Origin of the sequence: Desulfovibrio aminophilus DSM 12254 (assembly GCF_000422565.1) — a bacterium.
Lineage (GTDB): Bacteria > Desulfobacterota > Desulfovibrionia > Desulfovibrionales > Desulfovibrionaceae > Aminidesulfovibrio > Aminidesulfovibrio aminophilus.
Genome location: NZ_AUMA01000009.1, coordinates 86,290 through 107,046 on the forward strand (window position 1 = coordinate 86,290; position 20,757 = coordinate 107,046).

Consider the following 20,757-nt stretch of genomic DNA (forward strand, 5'->3'; position numbering starts at 1 on the left):
GCGGGCCTCGGCCCGCCTTTTTTCATGCCTCCACATCTCCCGGCGCGGTCTTGAGCCGGAAGCGGAAATCCGCTCCCTCGGCTCCGGGGGCGGTTTCGGCCAGCCAGACATCGCCGCCGAAGTTGCGCGCGATCTGGCGGCAGATGGCCAGGCCCAGGCCGGCGCTGCCGTTCTTGTCCACGGCGTTGGGGTCCACCCGGAAGAAGCGTTCGAAGACCTTCTCCCGGTAGTCGGCGGGCACGCCGGGCCCCTGGTCGCGCACAGAGAACTCCACCCATTCCGGCCCGGCCTGGACCGAAAGGATCACGGTCCCGCCTTCGGGACTGTGGCGCAGGGCGTTGCCCCCCAGATTGTGGAAGATTTCCAGCAGGCCCTGGGCCTCGGCCAGCACCGGCAGCGGCGTGTCGGGCAGCTCGGAGACGAGCCGCACGCGCTTCTCCGCCGCCGTCGGGGCCAGGTCGGCCAGGGCCTCCTCGGCCACCAGCCCGGCGTCCACCGCCACCGGCTCCACCCGCCGCCCGGACTCCTCGGACCGCGCCAGGGCCAGCATGGCCGTGAGCACGCCCTCCATGTGGCGGGAATTGCGGATGATGGTCGAGAGAAAGGCGGTGCGGCCCTTGTCGTCCGGCGGCGGGGCGTCGCGCAGGGTCTCGGCGTAGCCCCGGATGCTCGTCAGCGGGGTGCGCAACTGGTGCGAAACGTTGGTCACGAAGTCGCGCAAGGCCCGCTCACCCCGGCGCAAGGCGCTCACGTCGTGGAACACGAGCACCACCCGGCGTCCGGCGGGCTCCACGAAAGGCACCACGCTGACCCGCAGCTGCCGGTCCCCGGGCAGCTCCAGATCCAGTTCCTCGCGCCGGTCCTCGGACGCCGCCAAAACCCGCAGCACGGCGTCCTGAAGCTCCACGCGCCGGGTCAGTTCGAGCACGGTCTTGCCCGGGGCCGTGAGCGGCAGGGGTATGATCTCGTGCATGGCCCGGTTGAAGGTCAGCAGACGCCCCTGGCAGTCCAGGACCATGACCCCTTCGGACAGGCCCTCGAACATGGCCTTGAGCTGTTCCTTCTGGGTTTCGATGGTCGAGACGTGCAGTTCGATGCTGGCGGCCATGGCGTTGACGGCCTCGGCCAGGGGCCGGAACTCGCCGCGCGGCGGGGCCCAGAGCCGGTCCTGATAGCGGCCCGCGCCGATGGCCTTGGCGCGTTCGGCCACGGAGCGCACACTCCTCGTCAGACTGCGGGTCAGCAGCCAGGAGAGCAGAAGCACCAGGGCCAGGGCCGAGGCGAAGCCCCAAAGCAGGCCGCCGCGCACCTCCGCCAGCCGCGACCGCACCTGGGACACGGGAATGGCCACACGCAGCACCCCGGCGGGCAGGGCTCCCGCGGCCTCCACGCGCCGCGCGGCGTAGAGCATGTCCTTGCGCAGGGTGGCGCTGTAGCGCACGTCCATGCCCTGGCCCCCGGCCAGCGCCTGGAGCACCTCCGGCCGCCGGGAGTGGTCCTCCAGCCCGCCGAGGCCCTCGAAGCTCACCTCCGAATCGGCCAGGACGCGGCCGTGGTCGATGAGGCTGATGCGGATGCCGGAGCGGGCGCCCAACGTCTCCACCCAGGCCTCGAGCCGGGCGGGGTCGTCGATGGGCGCGTGGTCGGCCAGAAGCCAGCGCACGGCTTCCAGATGGCGGACGGCGCGCTGCTCAGTTTCGGAAAGCAGTTCGCGCTCGGTCCAGGACAGAGAAAAAACGAGCAGACCCAGGAGTACGAGGAGCACGCCCCAGCCCCAGGCCAGAAGACGGGCCCGAAAGGATTCCAACATGGTCGACCTCCGACGCTGCCCGCTGCCTAGCACGGTTGGGGCCGACCCGTCATCCTCCCTAGAAGCCGCTCATGCAGTCGTACAGCTCCTGGCTGACCTCCACGCGGACGCGGCCGTCCTCCTCGCGCACGCGCACGTTCAGCTCCGGCACCAGGGCCATGTCCTCGGCCACCTCGTGCCACTTGGCCAGCAGAACCTCCGCCTCGCCCGGCTCGGAGGCCACGTTCTCGGCCAGAACCCATTCGGAATCGCTCATGCTCTCCCCCTTCAGACGTATTCCCGCCGGTTCAGGCCCAGCAGGCAGAAGACTTCATAGGTGATGGTGCCCCACCAGCCCGCCAGTTCCTCGGGCGTGATGGTCTCGCCTTCGCCGCCCAGCAGGTGAACCAGGTCGCCGGGCTTGACTTCGGGCAGGCCGGTGACGTCCACGGCCGTGAGCTGCATGCAGACCCGGCCCAGGATGGGCGCGCGCCTGCCGTGCACGAGCATGGCCCCCTTGTTGGACAGCCCCCGGCTGTAGGCGTCGGCGTAGCCCACGGCCACGATGGCCACAGTCATGTCGGTGGGAGCCTTGAAGGTCCGGCCGTAGCTGATGCTCACGCCCTTCTTCAGGGGATGCACCGCCACCACCGGAGTGCGCACCTCCATGGCGGGCTTGAGCCCTCGGCCCAGCTCGGCCAGGTCCGTACCCAGGAAGGGGTTGCAGCCGTAAAGCGCGATGCCCGCGCGCTGGGACTGGTGGTGCAGAGTCTTGTGGGCCAGGATGCCCGCCGAGTTGGCCAGGTTGGCCTCGACCTTGAACCCGGCCTCGGCCAGGGCCGCCAGGGCCTCGTCGAAGATGCCCCCCTGCTCCCGAACGAACTCCCCGCCCTCGGGGTCGTCGGCCGTGGCCAAGTGGGAGCTGGCCATCACCGGCTTGACGCCGGGCAGGGCCTTGAGCCGCTCCAGCAGAACGCCGAGGTCGTCCCGGACGAAGCCCAGCCGGGCCATGCCGGTGTCGAACTTGAGGCTCACCGGCAGCGGGCGGCCCCACTGCTCGGAACGGCGGTGGATTTCCTCCAGTTGGGCGAAGCCGCCCACGAAGGGGATGATGTTCTGGTCGAAGAGGGCGTCGTACTCCTCGCCGTCCAGGGGCCCCAGCAGCGAGACGATGCGCCCCGCGCAGCCCGAGAGGCGCAGCTTGACCCCCTCCTCCACGGTGCCCACGGCGAAGGTTTCGGCCCCCGCCTGGGCCAGGACGCGGGCCACCTGCACGAGCCCGTGGCCGTAGGCGTCGGCCTTGATGACCGGAATGACCGCGCCCCCGATCTTGCACAGCAGGCGGTAATTGGAGGTGATGCGGTCCAGGTGGATGCGGGTGCGGATCTTGTTGTAGGTGATGGTCATGGAGGCTCCCGCCGGTCAGGGCTTGCGGAGGATGTAGAAGACGTAGCCGTAGCTCGTGCCGTGGCGGCGGAAGATGTCCATCTCCGCCTCCTCGGCGGCGATGACTTCCAGGGCCTCGGAGTCGTCCGCGCGGCGGACGCGCATGGCCTCCAGGTTGCGCCGCAGGGGATCGTAGTAGTCCTTGCGCCAGGCCGACAGCGGCAGTGGAAAGGAGCCCAGGATGTCGTACCCGGCGGCGCGGGCCGCCTCCATGTTGGCCGGGGCCTGCCGCATCCCGGGGTAGCCGGTCTCCCAGTAGCGGACGGCCTCCTGAGGCGGATCGGAGACGAGCCAGGCCAGCTCGGTGCAGGCCAGGACGCCGCCGGGCCGGAGCAGCCGCTTCCAAAGCCGCAGTCCCCGGTCGAAGCCCAGGTTGTAGATGGAGCCCTCGGCCCAGATCAGGTCGAAGGAGCCGTCCTCGAAGGGCAGCTCGGCCATGTCCGCGGCCAGGGTCTCCAGGCGGCCGTCGAGGTCCGCCGCCCGGGCGCGGGCGCGCAGTTCGTCAAGGAAGGGCTCGTGGAGATCCACCGCCGTGATCCGGGCTCCGGGCAAGGCCCGCGCCAGAACCAGGGTCTGCATGCCCGGGCCGCAGCCCAGGTCCAGCACGTGCAATTCCTCCGGCAGGCTTCCGGCCAGGACCAGCGCCCGCAGGGTTGAGGCCTCGTCGCCGGGCCCCTGGCGGGGCAGGTTCCGATGCGCCTCGAAAAAAAAGTCGGAATTCATGATCCGGTCATTTCCTCTTGAAGAGTTTCTCCAGGTCGGCCTCGTTGAAGGCCACCAGCGCGGGCCGCCCATGCGGGCAGTAGTCCCGCTCCGGACAGTCCAGCCACGCGGAGAGCAGGGCCAACGCCTCGTCCCGGGCCAGCACGTCGCCCGCCTTGATGGCCGAGCGGCAGGACAGCATGGTCCAGAGACCGGCGAGATTCCTGGATTGCCCGCTCACCGCGGCCCGGAAATACTCCATTGCCTTGCCGGCATCAAGTCCCGGCGGCACGGCGGTCAAGGCCAGACGCCCGGCTCCCGCCTCGCGGAAGCCGAAGCCCAGACGCCGCAGGTCCGCGCCGACCTCCTCCAGCAGCTCGGCCTCGGACGGGTGCAGGTCCAGCTCCAGGCCCACGGCCAGGGGCTGGGACTCGCCCCGGGTACGGCCCGAGCGCATGTTCTCGAAGAGCACCCGCTCGTGGGCCGCGTGCTGGTCCAGCAGGGCCAAGCCGTCGGGAGTGCGCAGCACGAGATAGGTGTCGGCCACCTGTCCCAAGTAGGTCAGGCCGGAATCGCCCAGGGACACGGGCGCGGAGGCGGCCGAGGGAGACTGGGGGCGCGGCGGGGACGGGTCGGCCGGCCGCTGGGCCTCGCCCCCCCTCCCGGCGGAAAAAGGCGCGACCGGGGACTCGCCGTAGGAGGAACGGAACTCGCGGTAGGAGCCGAACTTGGGCGGCTCCACGGGCAGCGCGCGCTGGGAGGGCGCGGCGAGGGACTCCCGCTCCTCGCGGGACGGCGGCGTCTCGAAGAACGCCGTGGGAGCCATGACCTCCAGGGCCTGGAGCAGGGCCCGCCGAACCAGGGAGAAGATCGCGCCCTCGTCGCGAAAGCGCACCTCCAGCTTGGCCGGATGCACGTTCACGTCCACCTCGTCCGGGGGCAGCTCCAGAAACAGCGCCAGCTGGGGGAATTCCGAGGTCAGCAGACGGCCCTGGTAGGCGTTGCGCGCGGCCCGGGTGAGCAGCCGGTCCTGCACGGCCCGGCCGTTGACGAAGCAGAGGATGCGGTCGCCCCGGCCCTGGGCCGTGGCCGGGTCGCCCGCCAGGCCGCGGGCCCGCGCGCCGTCGAGGTCGAAATCGAAGGGCCGCAGCCCCTGGCAGACCGCCGGAGGCCAGAAGCGGGCCAGCCGCGCGGCCAGATCCTGACCCGGAGGCAGGCGGAACGACTCGCGGCCGTCCAGGGTCAAGGAAAAGGCCGCGTCCGGCCGGGCCAGGCTCATGCGCATGAGGATGTCCTGGCAACGCCGGGCCTCGGTGGCCTCGGAGCGCAGAAACTTGAGCCGGGCGGGCACGCTCTGGAACAGCCCACGCACCTCCACCCGGGTGCCGGCGGCCAGGGCCGCCGGGCCCTCGTCGCGCAGCCGTCCGTTCTCCACCTCCACGTAGCGGGCCTCGGACTCCCCGGGGAAGCGCGAGGTCATGCGCAACAGGGACACCGAGGCGATGCTCGGCAGGGCCTCGCCACGGAAGCCGAAGGTGGCGATGCGCCAAAGATCGGCGGTCGAGACGATCTTGCTCGTGGCGTGGCGGGTCACGGCCAGGGCCAGTTCGCCCGGCGGCACCCCGCCGCCGTCGTCCTGCACCGCGATGAGGGCCAACCCGCCGCGCGACAGTTCCACGTCCACGCGCCGGGCCCCGGCGTCGAGGCTGTTCTCGGCCAGCTCCTTGACCACGCTGGAAGGGCGTTCGACCACCTCCCCGGCGGCGATCTGATTGCGCAGGGCCTCGGGCAGGAGGACGATGGGACGCCGGGACATGGCTAGAACTCGAAAAGATTCACCGTGATGGCCACACGGTTGTCGTCGTAGCCCTGCTCGAAGGAGAGCATGAGGTCGAAGCACTGGTGCCGCCAGGTCAGGCTCAGGAAGCGGTTGACCGAGCTGCCCATGAGCAGATCGTAGCGGAAGTCCGCGCCCAGGATGAGATCGCGGGTCAGGTAGTAGTCGCCGCCCACGCGCAGCATGTTGTAGTCCCGGTCGCGGTAGCGCTTGTACTCGTGGACCTTCTCCAGGAAGTCCAGGCCGAAGAAGAGGTCGCCCAGATACTCCTTCTCCACGCGCACGAAGTGTTCGTGCTCGGTGACGGCACTCTGGTAGGGCGAGTAGCGCGTGCGCGAAATGAGGCTCAGGTATTGCTCGGGCTTGTAGGTCAGCTCCAGGGTGGTGTCGGTGAAGGGGCGGCGCGGGTAGAGGTTCACCAGATCCTGGCGCTGGGCCTCCTCGTAGTCGTAGCCCTGCTCCAGCCGCAGGCGCAGGAAGTCGAGATAGTCCGTGGCCAGGGCGGGCCGGGCGTCCGTGCCGTCCGAAACCAGGGTCACCCGGTCGCGGCGGCGGTCCAGCACGTTGGTCAGCGAGAACGTGCTGACGTTGCGGCCCATGAGCCGGTCGCGGTCGTCGAAATAGGGCAACCGGGACTGGCCCGTGATCCGGGGCATGTAGGAGTATTCCAGGCGCGGCACGACGGAGTGCTTCATGGCCATCCAGCGGCTCTGCCCGGCGTTGGCCAGGCTCGGGGCCAGACTCTCCCGCCGCAGGTCGAAGGCCCGGTAGAACTCGGTGAAGGCGTCGAAACCCATCTCGTAGTTGGTGCGCGAGAGGAAGGAATTGTCCGAGGTGTGCGCGCCCTCGGAGACTCCGGCGGAGTTCACGTAGGGAGCCTCGTTGCCCCAGCGGTCCACGCCGTACATGGTCTGGCGGATGCCCGCCCGGGGGATGACCGAGCCGTAGCGCGAGGACAGGGGCAGGCTCACCGTGGGGCTGGTGTCCAGACGGTGGCCGGTGGTGCCGGACTCCCGCCAGTAGTAGCCGTATTGGGCGTCGCCCTGGAACTCCAGCGGGGTGGCGCCGATGCGGTTCTTGTAGGCGAAGGCGTCCAGTTCCGGCACGCGCTGGAGCGTGGGATCGTCGCCGCTCTTGCCGTTGCCGTTCCAGTAGGCCAGGTTCTGGGTATACTGCGCGGTTCCGGCCACTCCGAAACCGTCCCAGGAGCGCGAGATCTGGGCCGTGCTCGTGCGGTTCTGGGCGTCCAGGGAGTCGAGATCGCGGCCGAAGCGGTCCAGGAACTCCTGGCGGCTGCGAAGATAACCCATGCTCCCGGAACGGAACTCGCGCAGGTAGTTCTGGTCCGAAACCATGTCCACGTCCAGCAGGGTCTTCCACTTGGTGGACTCGGGCAGGTGGCCGTCATACTTGCTGCGCCACCACCAGCGGCTGCGGTTGGGCCGGGTCAGGCCGTCGCCGCGGAAGACGCGGTCCTCCTCGGCCTCGGTCCTGGCCACCTTGGCGTCGGACAGGATGTCGAAACGCCACAAGCCCTTGGTCCGGGCGTCCTGGGCGTGCCGGAACTCCAGGCCCTGCATGTAGCCGCGCCTGCTCATCCAATTCTGGTTGAAGGTGACGTCCATCTCGTCGTTGATGGCCCAGTAGTAGGGAATGTTCAGACCGAATCCCAGGCGGTCGCTGCGGTAGACCTCGGGCATGAGCACGCCGCTCTGGCGCTTCTTCATCCCCGGAATGGCGGTGTAGGGCAGGTAGGCCACGGGCATGTCCTTGACCCGCAAGGCCGAATGCCAGACCTGGGTCCGGCCGTCGATGTTGATCTCGCCCTCGCGGGCCGTCAGCGACCAGGCCGGGCTCGCCCCGACGCAGCGCGTGACCGTGGCGTTCTTGAAGGAGTAGATGGCGCCCTTATGCTTCTGCACATACTCGGACTCGAGGAAGACATGCGGCTTGGAGACGAAGACCTTGCCGCGCTTGAGCCAGCCCACGCCGGAGGACAGGTCGAACTCGGCCTCCTCGGCCTCCAGGATGTCGCCCTCCCAGTTGACCCGGACGTTGCCCTTGAGGAAAACCCAGCGGGTGGCCTCGTAATAGCGGGCGAAATCGGCGCGCAAGATGTTGCGGCCCTGGGAGAGGGTCACCTCGCCCTGGGCCTCCACGTACTTGGCGTCGTGCTCGGTGACGACCTTTTCGGCCGAAAAATGCCACGGAGCCTCGGGATCGGCCGGAGCGGAGGACGAGACCACGGCGGCGTCGGGGCTCGAAAGGGACGGCGCCTCCGGGGGCAGAAACTCCCGCAGTTCGGTGGGCGAACTGACCTTGCCCGGCAGGGCCAGGGGCATGCCCGCCAGAAGCACGGCCACCAGGGCCACCGAGAACAACCGTCGCGCCACGTCGCGCCGCAAACCGCCTCCCGCCTAGTTCCCGAGATGCGGGTCTTCCCGCTCCAGGTAGTCCCGGACGTACTCGCGGGCCGCGTCCTCCAGAGAGGTGAAGGGGGCCTCGTAACCCGCCGCCCGGAGCTTGCCCATCTCCGCCTGGGTGAAATACTGGTACTTGCCGCGCAGGCCCTCGGGCATCTCCATGTACTCGATGACCGGCTCCAGGGAGAGGGCCGCGAACACCGCTCGGGCCAAATCGTTCCAGGTCCGGGCCTTGCCCGTGCCCACGTTGAACACGCCGTTGGCCTCCGGGTGCTCCAGAAGCCACCACATCACGTCCACGCAGTCCTTGACCCAGACGAAATCGCGCATCTGCCCGCCGTCCGGGTAGTCGGGGTGGTAGGACTTGAACAGGCGCATGCGCCCGGTCTCGCGGATCTGCTTGCGGGCCTTGCAGATCACGCTCATCATGTCGCCCTTGTGGAACTCGTTGGGCCCGAAGACGTTGAAGAACTTGAGCGAAGCCAAGCGCTCCAGGGCCCCGGAGCGCAAGGCCCAGAGGTCGAAGAGCTGCTTGGAGTAGCCGTACATGTTCAGGGGCTTGAGCCGCTCCAGCCCGGCATGGTCGTCGGAGAAGCCCAGGGAGCCGTCGCCGTAGGTGGCCGCGCTGGAGGCGTTGATCATCCGCACCCCGTGGTTCAGCGCGAAGCGGCAGAGCATCTGGGTGTAGCGGTAGTTGTTCTCCATGAGGTGGTCGGCGTCGGGCTCGGTGGTCGAGGAATTGGCGCCCATGTGGATCACCGCGTCGGTCTCGAAGGGATCCTCACCCTTGAGCAGCATCTTGAAGAACTGGTCCTTGTGCAGGTAGTCCTCGTACTTGAGGTTCACCAGGTTCTTCCACTTCTCGTCCCGGCCCAGCTCGTCCACCACCAGAATGTCCGTGACGCCCATCTGGTTGAGCTTCCAAACCATTGCGCTGCCGATGAATCCGGCGCCGCCGGTGACTATGTACATGCGCGCTCCTTGAGGATCCGGTCCAGTTTCGAAAAAATCTAAACAATTCTCATAATGGCTTTCCGGGACGGACGCAACCGGCGCGGGCCGGGACTTTTCACCCCCGCGCCGGGGCCGCCGAGGCCGTGGCGGGGCTGGCGCGCGCCGCGGGCAGGCTCAAGGAGGTCATCCGCTCGGCCCGCGACGCCGGATGAGCCGCTGCCCGGCCGCCTTACGGGATTCTTTCCTTGCAACGCGGAGTCGGTTCTCCTATACTGTTCACAATGACTTTTCATTTCCATCACTCAGGAGAGAGAACCCCAACGATGCCAAGGAGATGATCATGAAACACATGCAACGTTCGCTGGTCGCCATGGCCGCGCTTCTGCTGCTGGCCTCCACGGCCTTCGCCGCGCCCAAGATGACCCCCAAGGTCGACAACTTCATCCTCTTCCAGGACTACTCCGGTTCCATGGCCATGGACTACAAGGGCGGCGCCAAGACCAAGATCGCCCTGGCCAAGGAAACCCTTCTGGCCATGAACGCCAAAATCCCGGCCCTGCCCTACAAGGGCTCCCTGTACACCTTCGCCCCCTACGGCAAGTTCCAGGAACTCAAGCCCTACGACAAGGCGGGCCTGGACGCGGCCATCGGCAAGATCAAGACCGACTACGAGATCTACGGCCGCCAGACCCCCATGGGTGACGGCCTGATGTCCCTCGACCCGGTCATCGGCACCAGCTCCGGCCGCATCGCCGTGGTCCTGCTCACCGACGGCGAGAACAACCTGGGCACCGACCCCGTGGCCGAGGCCAAGGCCCTCTACGCCAAGTACGGCAACCGCCTCTGCATCCACGTGGTCAGCTACGCCGACACCGCCCACGGCAAGCGCATCGTCGACGAGCTGCGCGCCATCTCCAAGTGCGCCGTGTTCGTCGAGGGCGCGGCCCTCAAGGACGGCGCGGTCATGGACCAGTTCGTGAAGGACGTCTTCTACGACATGGGCGCCGCTCCCGCCGCCTCCGACAAGGAAGTGATCGTCTTCCGCAGCCTGAACTTCGGCTTCGACAAGTTCGCCATCACCGACGAGATGATCCCCTCCCTGGAGCAGGCCCTTCTGCTGCTCAAGCAGCGTCCCGAGATGGAGATCGTGGTCGAAGGCCACACCGACTCCATCGGCACCGAGGTCTACAACCAGGGCCTGTCCGAGCGCCGCGCCAAGTCCGTCTCCGACTGGCTGGTGAAGAACGGCATCGACTCCCAGCGCATCGAGTCCGCGGGCTACGGCAAGATGAAGCCCAAGTACGACAACTCCACGGCCGAGGGCCGGGCCCTCAACCGCCGGGTTGAAATCCGCAGCAAGTAGGTGTAAGCCGATTGCATCCGGCCGGGGGCGGTCCTTCGGGACCGTCCCCGCCGGACAACAATCTCACCCCCTTGCCGAGATCATGAACACGAAAGCCTTTCTCCTGAAGCTTCCCCCGATCCTTTTCCTGCTCATCCTGACCGCCGCCCCGGCGGCGCGGGCGCAGGACGGCGCGTTCGCCCCCGGCCAGCCCCAGGCCCTGGTGATCACCGACCCGCAGCAGATGATCCTCGACGAACTGCACGACCGTCTGGCCAGTTTCGCCCGGCAGTGGATCGCCACGCTCAAGCGCAACCAGCTCTCCGGTCCCGGCAACTGCGAGGTCCAGCGCGCCGCCGACGGCCGCTACGTGGCCCGCTACAACGCCATCCGCGACGACGACGCGCCCATCTGCCAGGTCCGGGCCTCGACCTACAAGCCCGGGGCCTACATCGGCTCCATCCTTTACAAGGTGGAGGTCTTCGAGAGCTACGGCGACACGCCCCAGGCGGCCAAGGCCGGGCCCTTCCAGGCCGCCTCCCGGACCACGCTGAACGAGATCTTCAGCATCGCCAACAAGGACACGGCCTGGTCCGCGCCGCGCTAGACCGGCCGGAGCGCAACGGCTTTTTCCGGGCGGCGGGGGATGAATCCCGCCGCCTCTTTTTTCGCCCACCACAATGAAAACGACCGGTCGACGGGTGCTCCCCGCCGACCGGCCGCGATCGTTCCAGCGTATGAGACTGCGCTGCGCGCCTATTCCCCGACCTTGGCCTTGATCGCCTGGCCGATCTTGCGGCCCAGCTCCACGCACTGGCCCAGAGCCTCGTGGGTCGGCACGTTCTTGGCCTTGACCCCGGGCTCCACGACCTCCATGTTCATGTCGGTCAGGGCCTGGGTCAGGATCTTCACGCACTCGCCGCTCCAGCCGAAGGAGCCGAAGGCCGCGCCGATCTTGTTCTGCGGCCGCAATCCCTTGACGTAGGTGATGAGGTTGCCCACCAGGGGCAGGATGCCGTTGTTGTGGGTCGGCGAGCCGAGCACCAGGGCGGCGGCGTCGAACAGCTCGGTCATCACCGCGCTGTGGTGGTTGGCCTTGAGGTCCATGATCCGCACCAAAACGCCCTCGTCCATCAGGCCGTCGGCGATGGCCTCGGCCATGGACTCGGTGCTGTGCCACATGGTGTCGTAGGCGATGACCGCCTTCTTGAGGGGCTTCTGGAGGGCGAATTCGCGGTAGGCCTCGAGCACGTAGCGCACGTCCTCGGCCCCGCGCCAGATCAGGCCGTGGTCCGGGCAGAGCATGTCCAGCTCCAGGCCCATGTCGGCCACGGTGGAGAGGGTCTTCAGCACCACCGGGGAGTACGGCAGGACGATGTTGGCGTAGTACTCGGCCATGGCCCGGCGCAGGACCGCGCGATCAACCTGGTCGGCGAAACGCTCGCCCGTGGCCATGTTCTGGCCGAAGGCGTCGTTGGTGAAGGCCAGCTTGTCCGGGGAGACGTAGGTGAGCATGCTGTCCGGCCAGTGGAGCATGCGCGTCTCCAGGAAATGCAGGGTGCGCTTGCCGATGGACAGGGTGGCGCCGCTGGGGACCACCTCCACCGGCCAGTCGGCGGAGGCGTGGAAATGGGCCCGCAGGGCCTTCTCGCCCATGGGCGAGGTGTAGATCTTCTCCGGTTTGTAGCGCTCCACGGCCAGGGCCAGGGAACCCGCGTGGTCCGGCTCCAGGTGGTTGATGACGAAATAATCGATCTTCCGGTCCTGGAGCACCTGGGCGATGCTGCAGAAGGTCCGGGACGCGAACTCCTTGTCCACGGTGTCCACGAGCACGACCTTCTCGTCCAGGATGAGGTAGTTGTTGTAGGTGGTGCCCAGGGGAGACTGGGAATAGCCGTGAAAATTGCGCTTGTTCCAGTCCACCACGCCGACCCACCAGATGTCTTTCTTGATCTCGACCGGACGCATGCGTCACTTCGCTCCTGCTGATGGTTCAAACGGAAAGGGGCCGCCCCGCGCACGGCGGAAGCGGCCTGGAAAATGGTTTCGTTCCGGGCTCAATCCTCGGGCTCGAAGCTTTCCTTGGGCGCCCCGCAGATGGGGCAGGACCAGTCCTCCGGCACCTTGTCGAACGAGGTGCCGGGCTTCACGCCGTTGTCGGGATCTCCGGCGGCGGGGTCATAGACGTAGCCGCAAATGGTGCAGACGTACTTCTTCATGGGGTCCTCGCTTGTGGTCGGCAGTTCACACCCGGCTTCCTTGGTGGAGCCCGGCCCGGCCAACGGCCGGAAGCACTTCCTGGTGCCGCCGCAGATGGGACAGCGCCAGTCGTCCGGCAGATCCTCGAAGCGCGTGCCGGCGGGGATCTTGCCCTTCCGGTCGCCCTTGTCCGGATTGTAGATGTAACCGCAGTTCACCGTCTGGCACTGGTACATCTCCTCGGGCCTGGCCATGGCTCACCTCGCGAAGCGGGGCGGGACCGATGGTCCCGCCCGTTTTGGAATAGTGCCTTATTTGCCCGCCGCCCACAAGCCGTGCAGGTTGCAGTATTCGCGCGCCTTGAGCGAGGCCGGTTTCTTGCCGCAGAGGCAGAACGAGGCCTCGGGCTTGTCCCCGGGCTTGAGCAGCTTGGTGTAGACCTCGTCGTCCGCCGTCAGCTCGATCCACTCGATCCAGTGTTTCTCTTCCATGGGATGCGGCACGCCGCCGACCTTCACGGTCACGGTGTCGCCGGACACCTCGATGACCGGAACGTGTTTCTCGCGGGCCGCGTCCACCGTGTTCTCGGTCATCAGACGCATGGGCTTGCCGCAGCAGACGAGTTCCCCCGCTCCGCCGTGGACCACGAGGACGATGTTGCCGCAGGTATCACACTTGTAAACTTCACCGATGCCGGCCATGAGCGCCTCCTTTGGGTATTGACACCCCTCTACCATTTTTCCGTGTACTCTTCATAGTGGGCCCGAGGATGATCGCAGGCCGGGCAACGCTCGGGAGCCTCCGCGCCCTCGTGCAGGTAGCCGCAGTTGCGGCAGCGCCAGATCACGGTCCCGCCGCGCTTGAAGACGGTCCCATCCTCGAGGTGCTTGGCCAGGGCCTTGAAGCGCCGCTCATGGTAGACCTCGGCCTTGCCGATGGACGTGAAGGCCAGGGCGATGTCCTTGAAGCCTTCCTCCAGGGCCACTTTGGCGAAGTCGGGATACATCTCCGAGTTCTCGTGATGTTCGCCCTCGGCGGCCTGCCGGAGGTTTTCCAGGGTGCTGCCGATGATCCCGGCGGGGAAGGCCGCCGTGATCTCGACCTCGCCGCCCTCAAGGAACTTGTAGAGCCGCTTGGCGTGCTCCTTCTCGTGGTTGGCGGTTTCCTCGAAGATGGCCTGGATCTGGACGTAGCCTTCGTTCTTGGCCTTGCTGGCGAAGTAGGTGTAGCGGTTGCGGGCCTGGGCCTCGCCAGCGAAGGCGGTGAGCAGGTTCTTTTCCGTGCGCGTTCCCTTGAGACGCATGTGTGCCTCCTATGGCCCGATGCACGTCGGGCGTGTTCAGGTTATGTCTCGGTATGGGCGCGCCGCACCTCGGACGCCGAGTCACGACGCGCGGCCGGTAAAGTCGCGGTCACTGGCGCATGGCCCGGCACTCGGGGCAGAGGCCCACGAACTCCAGACTGCAGCCGCTGACCTCGAAGCCATGGGAGTGCTCTTCCGGCAGCTCCGGCAATTCGGGCGGATAGTCCACGTCCACCACCCGCGAGCAGACCGAGCAGCGCAGATGCGGATGCGGCATGGCGTTGCCGTCGAAACGCTTCTGCGCGCCGGCCGGGCCGATCTTCTGGGCCAACCCCTGGGAGCACAGCAGCTCCAGGTTGCGGTAGACCGTGCCCAGACTGATCCGGGGCATGACCCGCCGGACCATGTCGTAGACCTCATCCGCCGTGGGATGGGACGTGACCTTGCAAAGCTCGCTCAGGATCACCTTGCGCTGCCTCGACAACCGTTGCTTTCGTCCTTGCGTGTCCATGGCCTCTCCAAGTAAATCGATAACCATTACTATTAATCGCAAGGGCAAAAGTCAAGGCCTTTCGCGGTCGTCCTCCCAAAACGTTTTAAACCGTGAGGAGTTGCTGAAGATCCGCAGTAGACAGAGCGAGTTCCGGAAGAAACCGCACCCCGAGCTGCCCCGAGTCCACCCAGCGGATTTCGCAGCGCAGATCCTGCAGGGCGCCCTTGTCGTTGAGTCCCGGGACGCTGCAGATGACCTCGTCCCCGACGGCGAAGAGGCTGCCCGCGTTGCCCGCGGCCAGGGTGAAGCGGGCGCCGCCCATGCTGATGTCCACCAGGCCCAGGCGGAAGACCTCGCCGTCCTTGCGCAGCATGGCCTGCCGGTTGAAGACGTAGGCCCGCAGGTAGATGCGGTGGTATTGCCGTCTCTCGGTGAAATCCTGGTTCATGGCCCCCCTCCAGGCGTGTGAAAAAGGGCGGCCTGCTCCAGGCCGCCCTTTCCTCATAGCATCATTGCTTGCGCAAGACCACGGCACGATCAATCATTCTCAAACCTACTGGCGGAACTTGGCCACCAGTTCGGCCAGCTGCTGGGACATCTGGGCCATGCCCTGGATGTCCGCGTTGGCGCTCTGGATGCCGTCGGCCACGTCCTTGGAGAGGCGACTGATGTGCATCACGTTCTCGTTGATGGCGTTGCTCGTGGCCGACTGCTGCTCGGCAGCCGTGGCGATGCTGCGGACCATGTCCACGATGTGGTCGGATTGGCCCACGATCTCGTCCAGAACGCCGCCCGCGTTGCGGGCCATGTCCGCGGTCTTGACCACCCTCCCCTGGGTGTCGGCCATTTCCTTGACCACGTCGGCGGTGCTCTGCTGGATGAGCGAGATGGCCTCCTCGACCTCCTTGGTGGCGGTCATGGTCTTTTCGGCCAGCTTGCGCACCTCGTCGGCCACCACGGCGAAGCCCCGTCCGGCCTCGCCCGCCCGGGCGGCCTCGATGGCCGCGTTGAGCGCCAGCAGGTTGGTCTGGTCCGCGATATCGTTGATCACGCCCATGACTTGGCCGATGTTCTCGGCCCGGGTGGAGAGTTCGCCCAGGGACTGGGCCAGGGACTGGGTGGTCTCGGCCACCTCGTTGATCTCTCCGACGGTCTGCCGGACAACCGCTCCGCCGTCGCGGGCCACCTTGTTGGAGCGGCCCGAGGCGTCGGCGGTGTCCGATGCGTTCTTGGCCACCTCGAGCACCGTGGCGTTCATCTCATCCATGGCCGTGGCCAGTTCCCCGGTCTGGGCCGCGGTGGTGTCCACGTTCCGCGCCAAGCCGTCCATCTGCGTGGAGAGTGTCAGGGAGGCCTTGTGCAGGCTCGCTGAAACCTCCGTGACCTGGTTGGCCACGGTGAGCAGATTCTGGCGCTGGGCCTCGATGTTCTTGCGATCGCGCTCCTCCTGGGAGAGGTCGATGAGCACGCAGATGGCCCCCACGGGAACGCCCTGGGCGTCCTTCAGCGGGGAAACCTCGTAGTGCAGCGGGAACTCCACTCCGTCGGCGCGGGTGTAGCGCACCGTGCCGTTGAGCGAACGCCCCTCCCCGATGGCCTGGCCGGTGATGCTCTTGCCCTCGGTGCCCAGGCGGATGATCTCGGAGGTGGTCCGCCCCAGCAGTTCCTCCTCCTTCTTGCCCAGGATGTTGCGCAGGGGCAGGTTCACGAACTGGAAGCGGCGCGTCTTGTCCGTGACGAAGATGGGCACGATGATGCCGTCCAGCACGCTCTTGTTGTACTGGAGCTGGTCCTTGATCTGGTTGACCATGGCCGCCAGGTTGCGGGCCAGGCCGCCCACCTCGTCCTCGCCCTTGACCTCGAAGGAGGCGTCCAAACGGCCTTCGGCCACCGCGTTGGCCGAGGAGGCGATGCCGCGCACGCGGTTGACCACGGAGAATTTCATGAACAGGAGCAGGGCCGCCAGCAGACCGGCCATGCCGAAGAGCGAGATGGCCGCGTTCTTGTACAGGGTCATGCGCAGCCCGGCGAACTGCTTGGTCAGATCCTGGGCCATGACCATGCTGCCCAGGATGGTCTTGGTCTTGCCGTGGCAGTGATGACAGGCGGGTTCGTTCTTGATGCTCTTGACCTCGACGAAGAAATCCGTGCCGCCCAGGTTGAACAGGCCGCCCTGCTCCACCGGCTCCTTCAGGCTGCGGGTGACGATCTCCCTGCAGGCTTCCGCCGAGCACCATTCAAGCACGCTTTTGCGGATCAGGGTGGCGTCCGTGGAGTAGGTCACATTGCCGTTGAAGTCGGTGAGAAAGGCCGCCATGCCCTTGTAGCGCCGGGAGATGGCGTCGAACTGCTCGGTTGTGCCCGCGTTGTCGCCCCGGGCCATGGGCTTCTCGATGCTCATCTGGACCATGTCGGCGTGCAGCTTGGCCATGTCGTGGGTCTCCGCGAGCATGGACTCCCGCTGCCAATAGGCGTTGGCCAGGAACAGGGTTGTGAACGCGCCGACGGTCAGGAACGAGGTCAGCACCAGGACCTTCATGCCCAGGGACATCTTGCGCAGAATGTTCATGCCGGTCCTCCTAGTGCGCCCCGCCGAAGATCAGCGGCTTGTAGTCGAAGGCGGCGACCCGCTCGGGGTTGTGGCAGACTTCGCAGTCCTTGACCTCCAGCTTGGCCTTGATGAGCGCCTTGTCGCCCCCGGACTCGGCGTGGTCCGCGCCGGGACCGTGGCAGACCTCGCAGCCGGCGTCGGCCATGGCGGGCGTCTTCTCGAAGCTCTCGAAGCCTCCGGGCTTGCCGTAGCCCGTGGCGTGGCAGTGGTAGCACTCGGTCAGTTCGGACGGGGTCAATTTGGCGGCCATGATGCGCACGCTCTTGGCCGAATGGGCTTTTTTCGAATACTTCTTGTAGTTGTTGTATTCTTTTTCGTGACACCCGGCGCAGGCCTCCGTGCCCACATAGCGCCCGGAATCGCCCTCGCCGGAGCCGGACGGAGGATAGGCCAACACCAGTCCCGCAGCCAAGGCTATAATGGCCAGGGGATACATGAAACTCGCCCGCATCGTTCTCCCCCCTCGACAGAATGGAAAAAATTGGAAAATCGCGATGTTCCTTCCTTTTCGTCCTTTTTGCGAACAGCTATAGGGTGTTTCCAGGGATTGGTAAAGACTTCCGGCCGACGGAGGGAGGAAAAAATCAAAAAACGCCGCCGCGACGGGATCGTCGCGGCGGCGTTCATTCGAAAACCGTCGAATCTCTACCAGTCGAGAGTGGATTTGAAGGCCGCGGCCAGTTCTTCCACCGGCGCGCGCAGCACGGTTGCCGCCCCCCGCTTCAGGGACAGCTCCGGTCCCGCGCCCACCCGGCCCAGCAGGCCCAGATCCTGGCCCGCGAACAGGGCCTCGAAGGCCTTCGCCGACTCGGGCCGCACCGTGACCACCAGACGGCTCTGGGACTCCGAATAGAGCAGCGCCGTGTCCAAAAGCCCGGCGTCGGCGGGCGCGGGCGAGAGGTCCAACTCCGCGCCGAGCCTGCCGCCCAGGGCCATTTCGGCCAGGGCCACGGCCAGGCCGCCGTCGGAACAGTCGTGCGCCGCGGTGACGAGGCCCGCCTGGGTGGCGGCGAAGAAGGATTCGTAGCGCTTCCGGGCCGTGCGCAGATCCACCTGGGGCGCGTCCGGGCAGGCCGCGCCCAATTCGGAAGCCAGCTCCGAACCACCCAGTTCGTCGCGGGTGCGGCCCAGGACGTAGACCAAATCGCCCTCGCGCTTGAAGTCCGAGGTGACGCAGCGGTTCACGTCCGGCACGATGGCCAGGACCGAGAAGAGCACCGTGGGCGGAATGGAGATCTTGACCCCGCCGCCCTTGTAGTCGTTCTTCATCGAGTCCTTGCCCGAGACGCACGGAACGCCGTAGCCCCGGCAGAAGTGGGCCAGGGCCTGGTTGGCGCGCACGAGCTGGGCCAGCTTGCGGCGGCCGTCGGGCGTGGACTCGGATTGCACCGGGTCGCACCAGCAGAAGTTGTCCACCCCGGCCATGCGCTTCGGGTCGCCGCCCACGGCCACGGCGTTGCGCACGGCCTCGTCGATGGCGCAGGCCATCATCCAGTAAGTGTCCAGGTCGGAATACTTGGGGCAGATGCCGTGGGATATGGCCAGGCCGCGCTCCGAGGCGTGCTGGGGCCGGATCACGGCCGCGTCGGCCGGGCCGTCGCGGAGCACGCCCACCAGGGGCTTGACCACGCCCCGGCCCTGGACCTCGTGGTCGTACTGCCGGATGACGTATTCCTTGCTGCAGATATTCAGGCGGCCGAGCATGCGCTTGAGCAGACCGGCCTGGTCCGCCGCCTCGGGCAGGGCCGCGGGCCTGCGTTCCAGAGCCTCCCAGACCGCCTCCAAGCGCATCTGGGGCACGCCCTCGTGCAGGAACTCCATATCCAGACAGGCCACGGGCTTGTCGCCGTAGCGCACGAGGAACAGGCCCGAGTCGTTGAACGTTCCGAGCACCGTGGACTCCACGTCCATCTCCCGGGACAGGGTCAGGAAGCGATCCAGGTTCTCCGGCGGCACGGCCACGGTCATCCGCTCCTGGGCCTCGGAGACGAGGATTTCCCAGGGTTTGAGCCCGTCGTACTTGAGCGGGGCCTTCCTCAGGTCCAGGTCGCAGCCGCCCGGATCCTGGGCCATCTCGCCCACGGAGGAGGACAGGCCGCCCGCTCCGTTGTCGGTGATGGCGTTGTACAGCCCCAGGTCGCGGGCACGCATGAGGAAGTCGTACATCTTGCGCTGGGTGATGGGGTCGCCGATCTGCACGGCCGTGGCCGGGGAGCCCTCATGCAGTTCCTCGGAGGAGAAGGTGGCCCCGTGGATGCCGTCCTTGCCGATGCGGCCGCCGCACATGACGATGGCGTCGCCGGGCAGGGCGGCCTTCTCGTGGCCCGGACGGCCCGCCACGGTCGTCGGGATGGCGCCGATGGTGCCGCAGAAGACCAGGGGTTTGCCCAGGTAGCGTTCGTCGAAGACGATGGAGCCGTTGACCGTGGGGATGCCGGACTTGTTGCCGCCGTGCTCCACGCCCTCGCGCACCCCTTCCAGGACGCGGCGCGGATGGAGCAGACGGGGCGGCAGCTCACCCTTCCAGAACGGCGAGGCGAAGCAGAACACGTCCGTGTTGCAGAGCAGGTTCGCGCCCATGCCCGTGCCCATGGGGTCGCGGTTCACGCCCACGATGCCGGTGAGCGCCCCGCCGTAGGGGTCCAGGGCCGAGGGGCTGTTGTGCGTCTCGACCTTGATGCAGACCGAAACCTCGTCGGAGAACTTGATCACGCCCGCGTTGTCCTTGAACACCGAGAGACAGAGGTCGTCCGCGCCCTGGGCCCGGCGGATGTCCGCCGTGCTGCCCTGGATGAAGGTCTTGAACAGGCTGTCCACGGTTTCGCGGCGGCCGGTTTCGCGGTTGTCGTAGTCGATGCGCGCGGTGAAGATCTTGTGCTTGCAGTGCTCGCTCCAGGTCTGGGCCAGAACCTCCACCTCGGCGTCCGTGGGCTCGGCGGGCAGCCCCCGGGCGACACGGGCCGCGCGCACCTGGGGATCGGCGTACCAGGCCCGGATGGCGTGCAGTTCCTCCAGGGACAGGGCCAGGGTGTTGGCCCGGCTGAAGGCCATGAGGTCCGCGTCGCTCATGGTCGAGAGCGGCACCTCGGCCACGCCCTCGTCGGCCCTGCCCGTGACCCTGGCGGCCCGGGCCTCGAAACCCGGTTTCTTCCGCCACTGGGCGGCGGAACGGCACTCGTGGCGCTGGATCAGGTCGTTGGCCAGCAGGTCGCGGCCGATGCGGGCGGCGTCGGCTTCGGAGAGCGCGCCGGAAATGAGGTACTGCACCGAGGTGTAGACCTTGAGATCCCAGGCCTCCTCGGGCGGCAGGCCGAGGGCCAGGACCAGGGTCTCGCGGGCCGTGCGGCCCTCGTTGTCCGTGACCCCGGGACGGAAGCCCACCTCGATGATCCAGTCGAAGCCCTCGGCCAGGGGCGTGTCGGAGAGCACGTGCAGCACGGGATCGTGCAGGGCCTGGCTGGCCGGAATCCGGTCCAGGCGCTCGGCGGGAAGTCCTTCCACGGTATAGACGCGGACCAGGCGCACCCGCTCCACGGCGATGCCCAGCTCGTTTCTGATCTTGCGGGCGACCCGTTCGCCCACCACGTCCCGCACGTGGGACAGGAGCCCCACCTCGAAGCGGCGCAGCATGTGCATGTCTCCTTTTCCGGCCGAGGGA

At 67.2% G+C, this 20,757-nt stretch carries 18 protein-coding genes and 1 pseudogene; 2 read left to right on the forward strand and 17 right to left on the reverse strand.

Annotated elements, in window-relative coordinates; translation table 11 throughout:
- Nucleotides 1–22: 22 nt before the first annotated feature.
- From H587_RS17625 to rfaD, 7 genes are read right to left on the reverse strand one after another with little or no spacing between them, the layout of a single operon-like run.
- On the reverse strand, nucleotides 23–1,810 hold the full coding sequence (locus H587_RS17625) for a HAMP domain-containing sensor histidine kinase (protein ID WP_051202512.1): 1,788 nt from the start codon (nucleotides 1,808–1,810) through the stop codon (nucleotides 23–25).
- A gap of 58 nt (nucleotides 1,811–1,868) precedes the next feature.
- Nucleotides 1,869–2,066, reverse strand: coding sequence for a hypothetical protein (locus H587_RS0106990; protein ID WP_034608757.1), 198 nt, complete (start codon nucleotides 2,064–2,066; stop codon nucleotides 1,869–1,871).
- Nucleotides 2,067–2,077: 11 nt separating this feature from the next.
- Nucleotides 2,078–3,196: an alanine racemase gene (gene alr / locus H587_RS0106995; protein WP_027175661.1), complete on the reverse strand. Its 1,119-nt coding sequence runs from the start codon at nucleotides 3,194–3,196 to the stop codon at nucleotides 2,078–2,080.
- Between the two features lie 15 nt (nucleotides 3,197–3,211).
- Nucleotides 3,212–3,958, reverse strand: a complete 747-nt coding sequence (locus tag H587_RS0107000; RefSeq protein ID WP_027175662.1) for a class I SAM-dependent methyltransferase — start codon at nucleotides 3,956–3,958, stop codon at nucleotides 3,212–3,214.
- Between the two features lie 7 nt (nucleotides 3,959–3,965).
- Nucleotides 3,966–5,753: a DNA mismatch repair endonuclease MutL gene (gene mutL / locus H587_RS0107005; RefSeq protein ID WP_027175663.1), complete on the reverse strand. Its 1,788-nt coding sequence runs from the start codon at nucleotides 5,751–5,753 to the stop codon at nucleotides 3,966–3,968.
- A gap of 2 nt (nucleotides 5,754–5,755) precedes the next feature.
- On the reverse strand, nucleotides 5,756–8,179 hold the full coding sequence (locus tag H587_RS17630; protein ID WP_034608760.1) for an LPS-assembly protein LptD: 2,424 nt from the start codon (nucleotides 8,177–8,179) through the stop codon (nucleotides 5,756–5,758).
- 12 nt (nucleotides 8,180–8,191) lie between these two features.
- Nucleotides 8,192–9,169 (reverse strand): ADP-glyceromanno-heptose 6-epimerase, encoded by a 978-nt coding sequence (gene rfaD / locus H587_RS0107015; RefSeq protein ID WP_027175664.1) that lies wholly within the window; start codon nucleotides 9,167–9,169, stop codon nucleotides 8,192–8,194.
- 322 nt (nucleotides 9,170–9,491) lie between these two features.
- On the opposite strand from rfaD, the gene H587_RS21230 reads away from it, so the two are divergent.
- Nucleotides 9,492–10,514 (forward strand): OmpA family protein, encoded by a 1,023-nt coding sequence (locus tag H587_RS21230; RefSeq protein ID WP_084630514.1) that lies wholly within the window; start codon nucleotides 9,492–9,494, stop codon nucleotides 10,512–10,514.
- A gap of 82 nt (nucleotides 10,515–10,596) precedes the next feature.
- Entirely contained in the window at nucleotides 10,597–11,100 is a 504-nt protein-coding gene (locus tag H587_RS0107025; RefSeq protein WP_027175666.1) for a hypothetical protein, read from the forward strand.
- Between the two features lie 149 nt (nucleotides 11,101–11,249).
- Here H587_RS0107025 and H587_RS0107030 read toward each other — a convergent pair whose 3' ends face one another.
- From H587_RS0107030 to H587_RS0107070, 10 genes and pseudogenes are all read right to left on the reverse strand, one after another.
- Nucleotides 11,250–12,461, reverse strand: a complete 1,212-nt coding sequence (locus H587_RS0107030; RefSeq protein WP_027175667.1) for an FprA family A-type flavoprotein — start codon at nucleotides 12,459–12,461, stop codon at nucleotides 11,250–11,252.
- Nucleotides 12,462–12,550: 89 nt separating this feature from the next.
- Nucleotides 12,551–12,712 (reverse strand): rubredoxin, encoded by a 162-nt coding sequence (gene rd / locus H587_RS21075; RefSeq protein WP_245560841.1) that lies wholly within the window; start codon nucleotides 12,710–12,712, stop codon nucleotides 12,551–12,553.
- 15 nt (nucleotides 12,713–12,727) lie between these two features.
- Nucleotides 12,728–12,946: pseudogene (locus tag H587_RS21080) on the reverse strand (rubredoxin); the annotation flags it as partial.
- Between the two features lie 57 nt (nucleotides 12,947–13,003).
- On the reverse strand, nucleotides 13,004–13,393 hold the full coding sequence (locus H587_RS0107040) for a desulfoferrodoxin (protein WP_027175669.1): 390 nt from the start codon (nucleotides 13,391–13,393) through the stop codon (nucleotides 13,004–13,006).
- A gap of 29 nt (nucleotides 13,394–13,422) precedes the next feature.
- Nucleotides 13,423–13,995, reverse strand: coding sequence for a rubrerythrin (gene rbr, locus H587_RS0107045; RefSeq protein ID WP_027175670.1), 573 nt, complete (start codon nucleotides 13,993–13,995; stop codon nucleotides 13,423–13,425).
- Nucleotides 13,996–14,104: 109 nt separating this feature from the next.
- Nucleotides 14,105–14,506: a Fur family transcriptional regulator gene (locus H587_RS0107050; RefSeq protein ID WP_027175671.1), complete on the reverse strand. Its 402-nt coding sequence runs from the start codon at nucleotides 14,504–14,506 to the stop codon at nucleotides 14,105–14,107.
- An 85-nt stretch (nucleotides 14,507–14,591) separates the two neighbouring features.
- Complete coding sequence (locus H587_RS17635) at nucleotides 14,592–14,936, reverse strand: PilZ domain-containing protein (RefSeq protein WP_034608763.1); 345 nt, start codon at nucleotides 14,934–14,936, stop codon at nucleotides 14,592–14,594.
- Between the two features lie 105 nt (nucleotides 14,937–15,041).
- Nucleotides 15,042–17,057, reverse strand: coding sequence for a methyl-accepting chemotaxis protein (locus H587_RS0107060; protein WP_027175672.1), 2,016 nt, complete (start codon nucleotides 17,055–17,057; stop codon nucleotides 15,042–15,044).
- Between the two features lie 10 nt (nucleotides 17,058–17,067).
- The gene (locus H587_RS0107065; protein ID WP_051202513.1) at nucleotides 17,068–17,550 is read right to left on the reverse strand and encodes a cytochrome c family protein; all 483 of its coding nucleotides are present in this window, start codon (nucleotides 17,548–17,550) and stop codon (nucleotides 17,068–17,070) included.
- Nucleotides 17,551–17,744: 194 nt separating this feature from the next.
- Complete coding sequence (locus H587_RS0107070) at nucleotides 17,745–20,729, reverse strand: AIR synthase-related protein (protein ID WP_027175674.1); 2,985 nt, start codon at nucleotides 20,727–20,729, stop codon at nucleotides 17,745–17,747.
- Nucleotides 20,730–20,757: the final 28 nt, after the last annotated feature.

Coding starts and splice junctions, on each gene's coding strand:
- H587_RS17625 (WP_051202512.1), bottom strand. CDS start 1,810: ATGTTGGAATCCTTTCGGGCCCGTCTTCTGGCCTGGGGCTGGGGCGTG.
- H587_RS0106990 (WP_034608757.1), bottom strand. CDS start 2,066: ATGAGCGATTCCGAATGGGTTCTGGCCGAGAACGTGGCCTCCGAGCCG.
- alr (WP_027175661.1), bottom strand. CDS start 3,196: ATGACCATCACCTACAACAAGATCCGCACCCGCATCCACCTGGACCGC.
- H587_RS0107000 (WP_027175662.1), bottom strand. CDS start 3,958: ATGAATTCCGACTTTTTTTTCGAGGCGCATCGGAACCTGCCCCGCCAG.
- mutL (WP_027175663.1), bottom strand. CDS start 5,753: ATGTCCCGGCGTCCCATCGTCCTCCTGCCCGAGGCCCTGCGCAATCAG.
- rfaD (WP_027175664.1), bottom strand. CDS start 9,169: ATGTACATAGTCACCGGCGGCGCCGGATTCATCGGCAGCGCAATGGTT.
- H587_RS21230 (WP_084630514.1), top strand. CDS start 9,492: ATGAAACACATGCAACGTTCGCTGGTCGCCATGGCCGCGCTTCTGCTG.
- H587_RS0107025 (WP_027175666.1), top strand. CDS start 10,597: ATGAACACGAAAGCCTTTCTCCTGAAGCTTCCCCCGATCCTTTTCCTG.
- H587_RS0107030 (WP_027175667.1), bottom strand. CDS start 12,461: ATGCGTCCGGTCGAGATCAAGAAAGACATCTGGTGGGTCGGCGTGGTG.
- rd (WP_245560841.1), bottom strand. CDS start 12,712: ATGAAGAAGTACGTCTGCACCATTTGCGGCTACGTCTATGACCCCGCC.
- H587_RS0107040 (WP_027175669.1), bottom strand. CDS start 13,393: ATGGCCGGCATCGGTGAAGTTTACAAGTGTGATACCTGCGGCAACATC.
- rbr (WP_027175670.1), bottom strand. CDS start 13,995: ATGCGTCTCAAGGGAACGCGCACGGAAAAGAACCTGCTCACCGCCTTC.
- H587_RS0107050 (WP_027175671.1), bottom strand. CDS start 14,506: ATGGACACGCAAGGACGAAAGCAACGGTTGTCGAGGCAGCGCAAGGTG.
- H587_RS17635 (WP_034608763.1), bottom strand. CDS start 14,936: ATGAACCAGGATTTCACCGAGAGACGGCAATACCACCGCATCTACCTG.
- H587_RS0107060 (WP_027175672.1), bottom strand. CDS start 17,057: ATGAACATTCTGCGCAAGATGTCCCTGGGCATGAAGGTCCTGGTGCTG.
- H587_RS0107065 (WP_051202513.1), bottom strand. CDS start 17,550: ATGCGGGCGAGTTTCATGTATCCCCTGGCCATTATAGCCTTGGCTGCG.
- H587_RS0107070 (WP_027175674.1), bottom strand. CDS start 20,729: ATGCTGCGCCGCTTCGAGGTGGGGCTCCTGTCCCACGTGCGGGACGTG.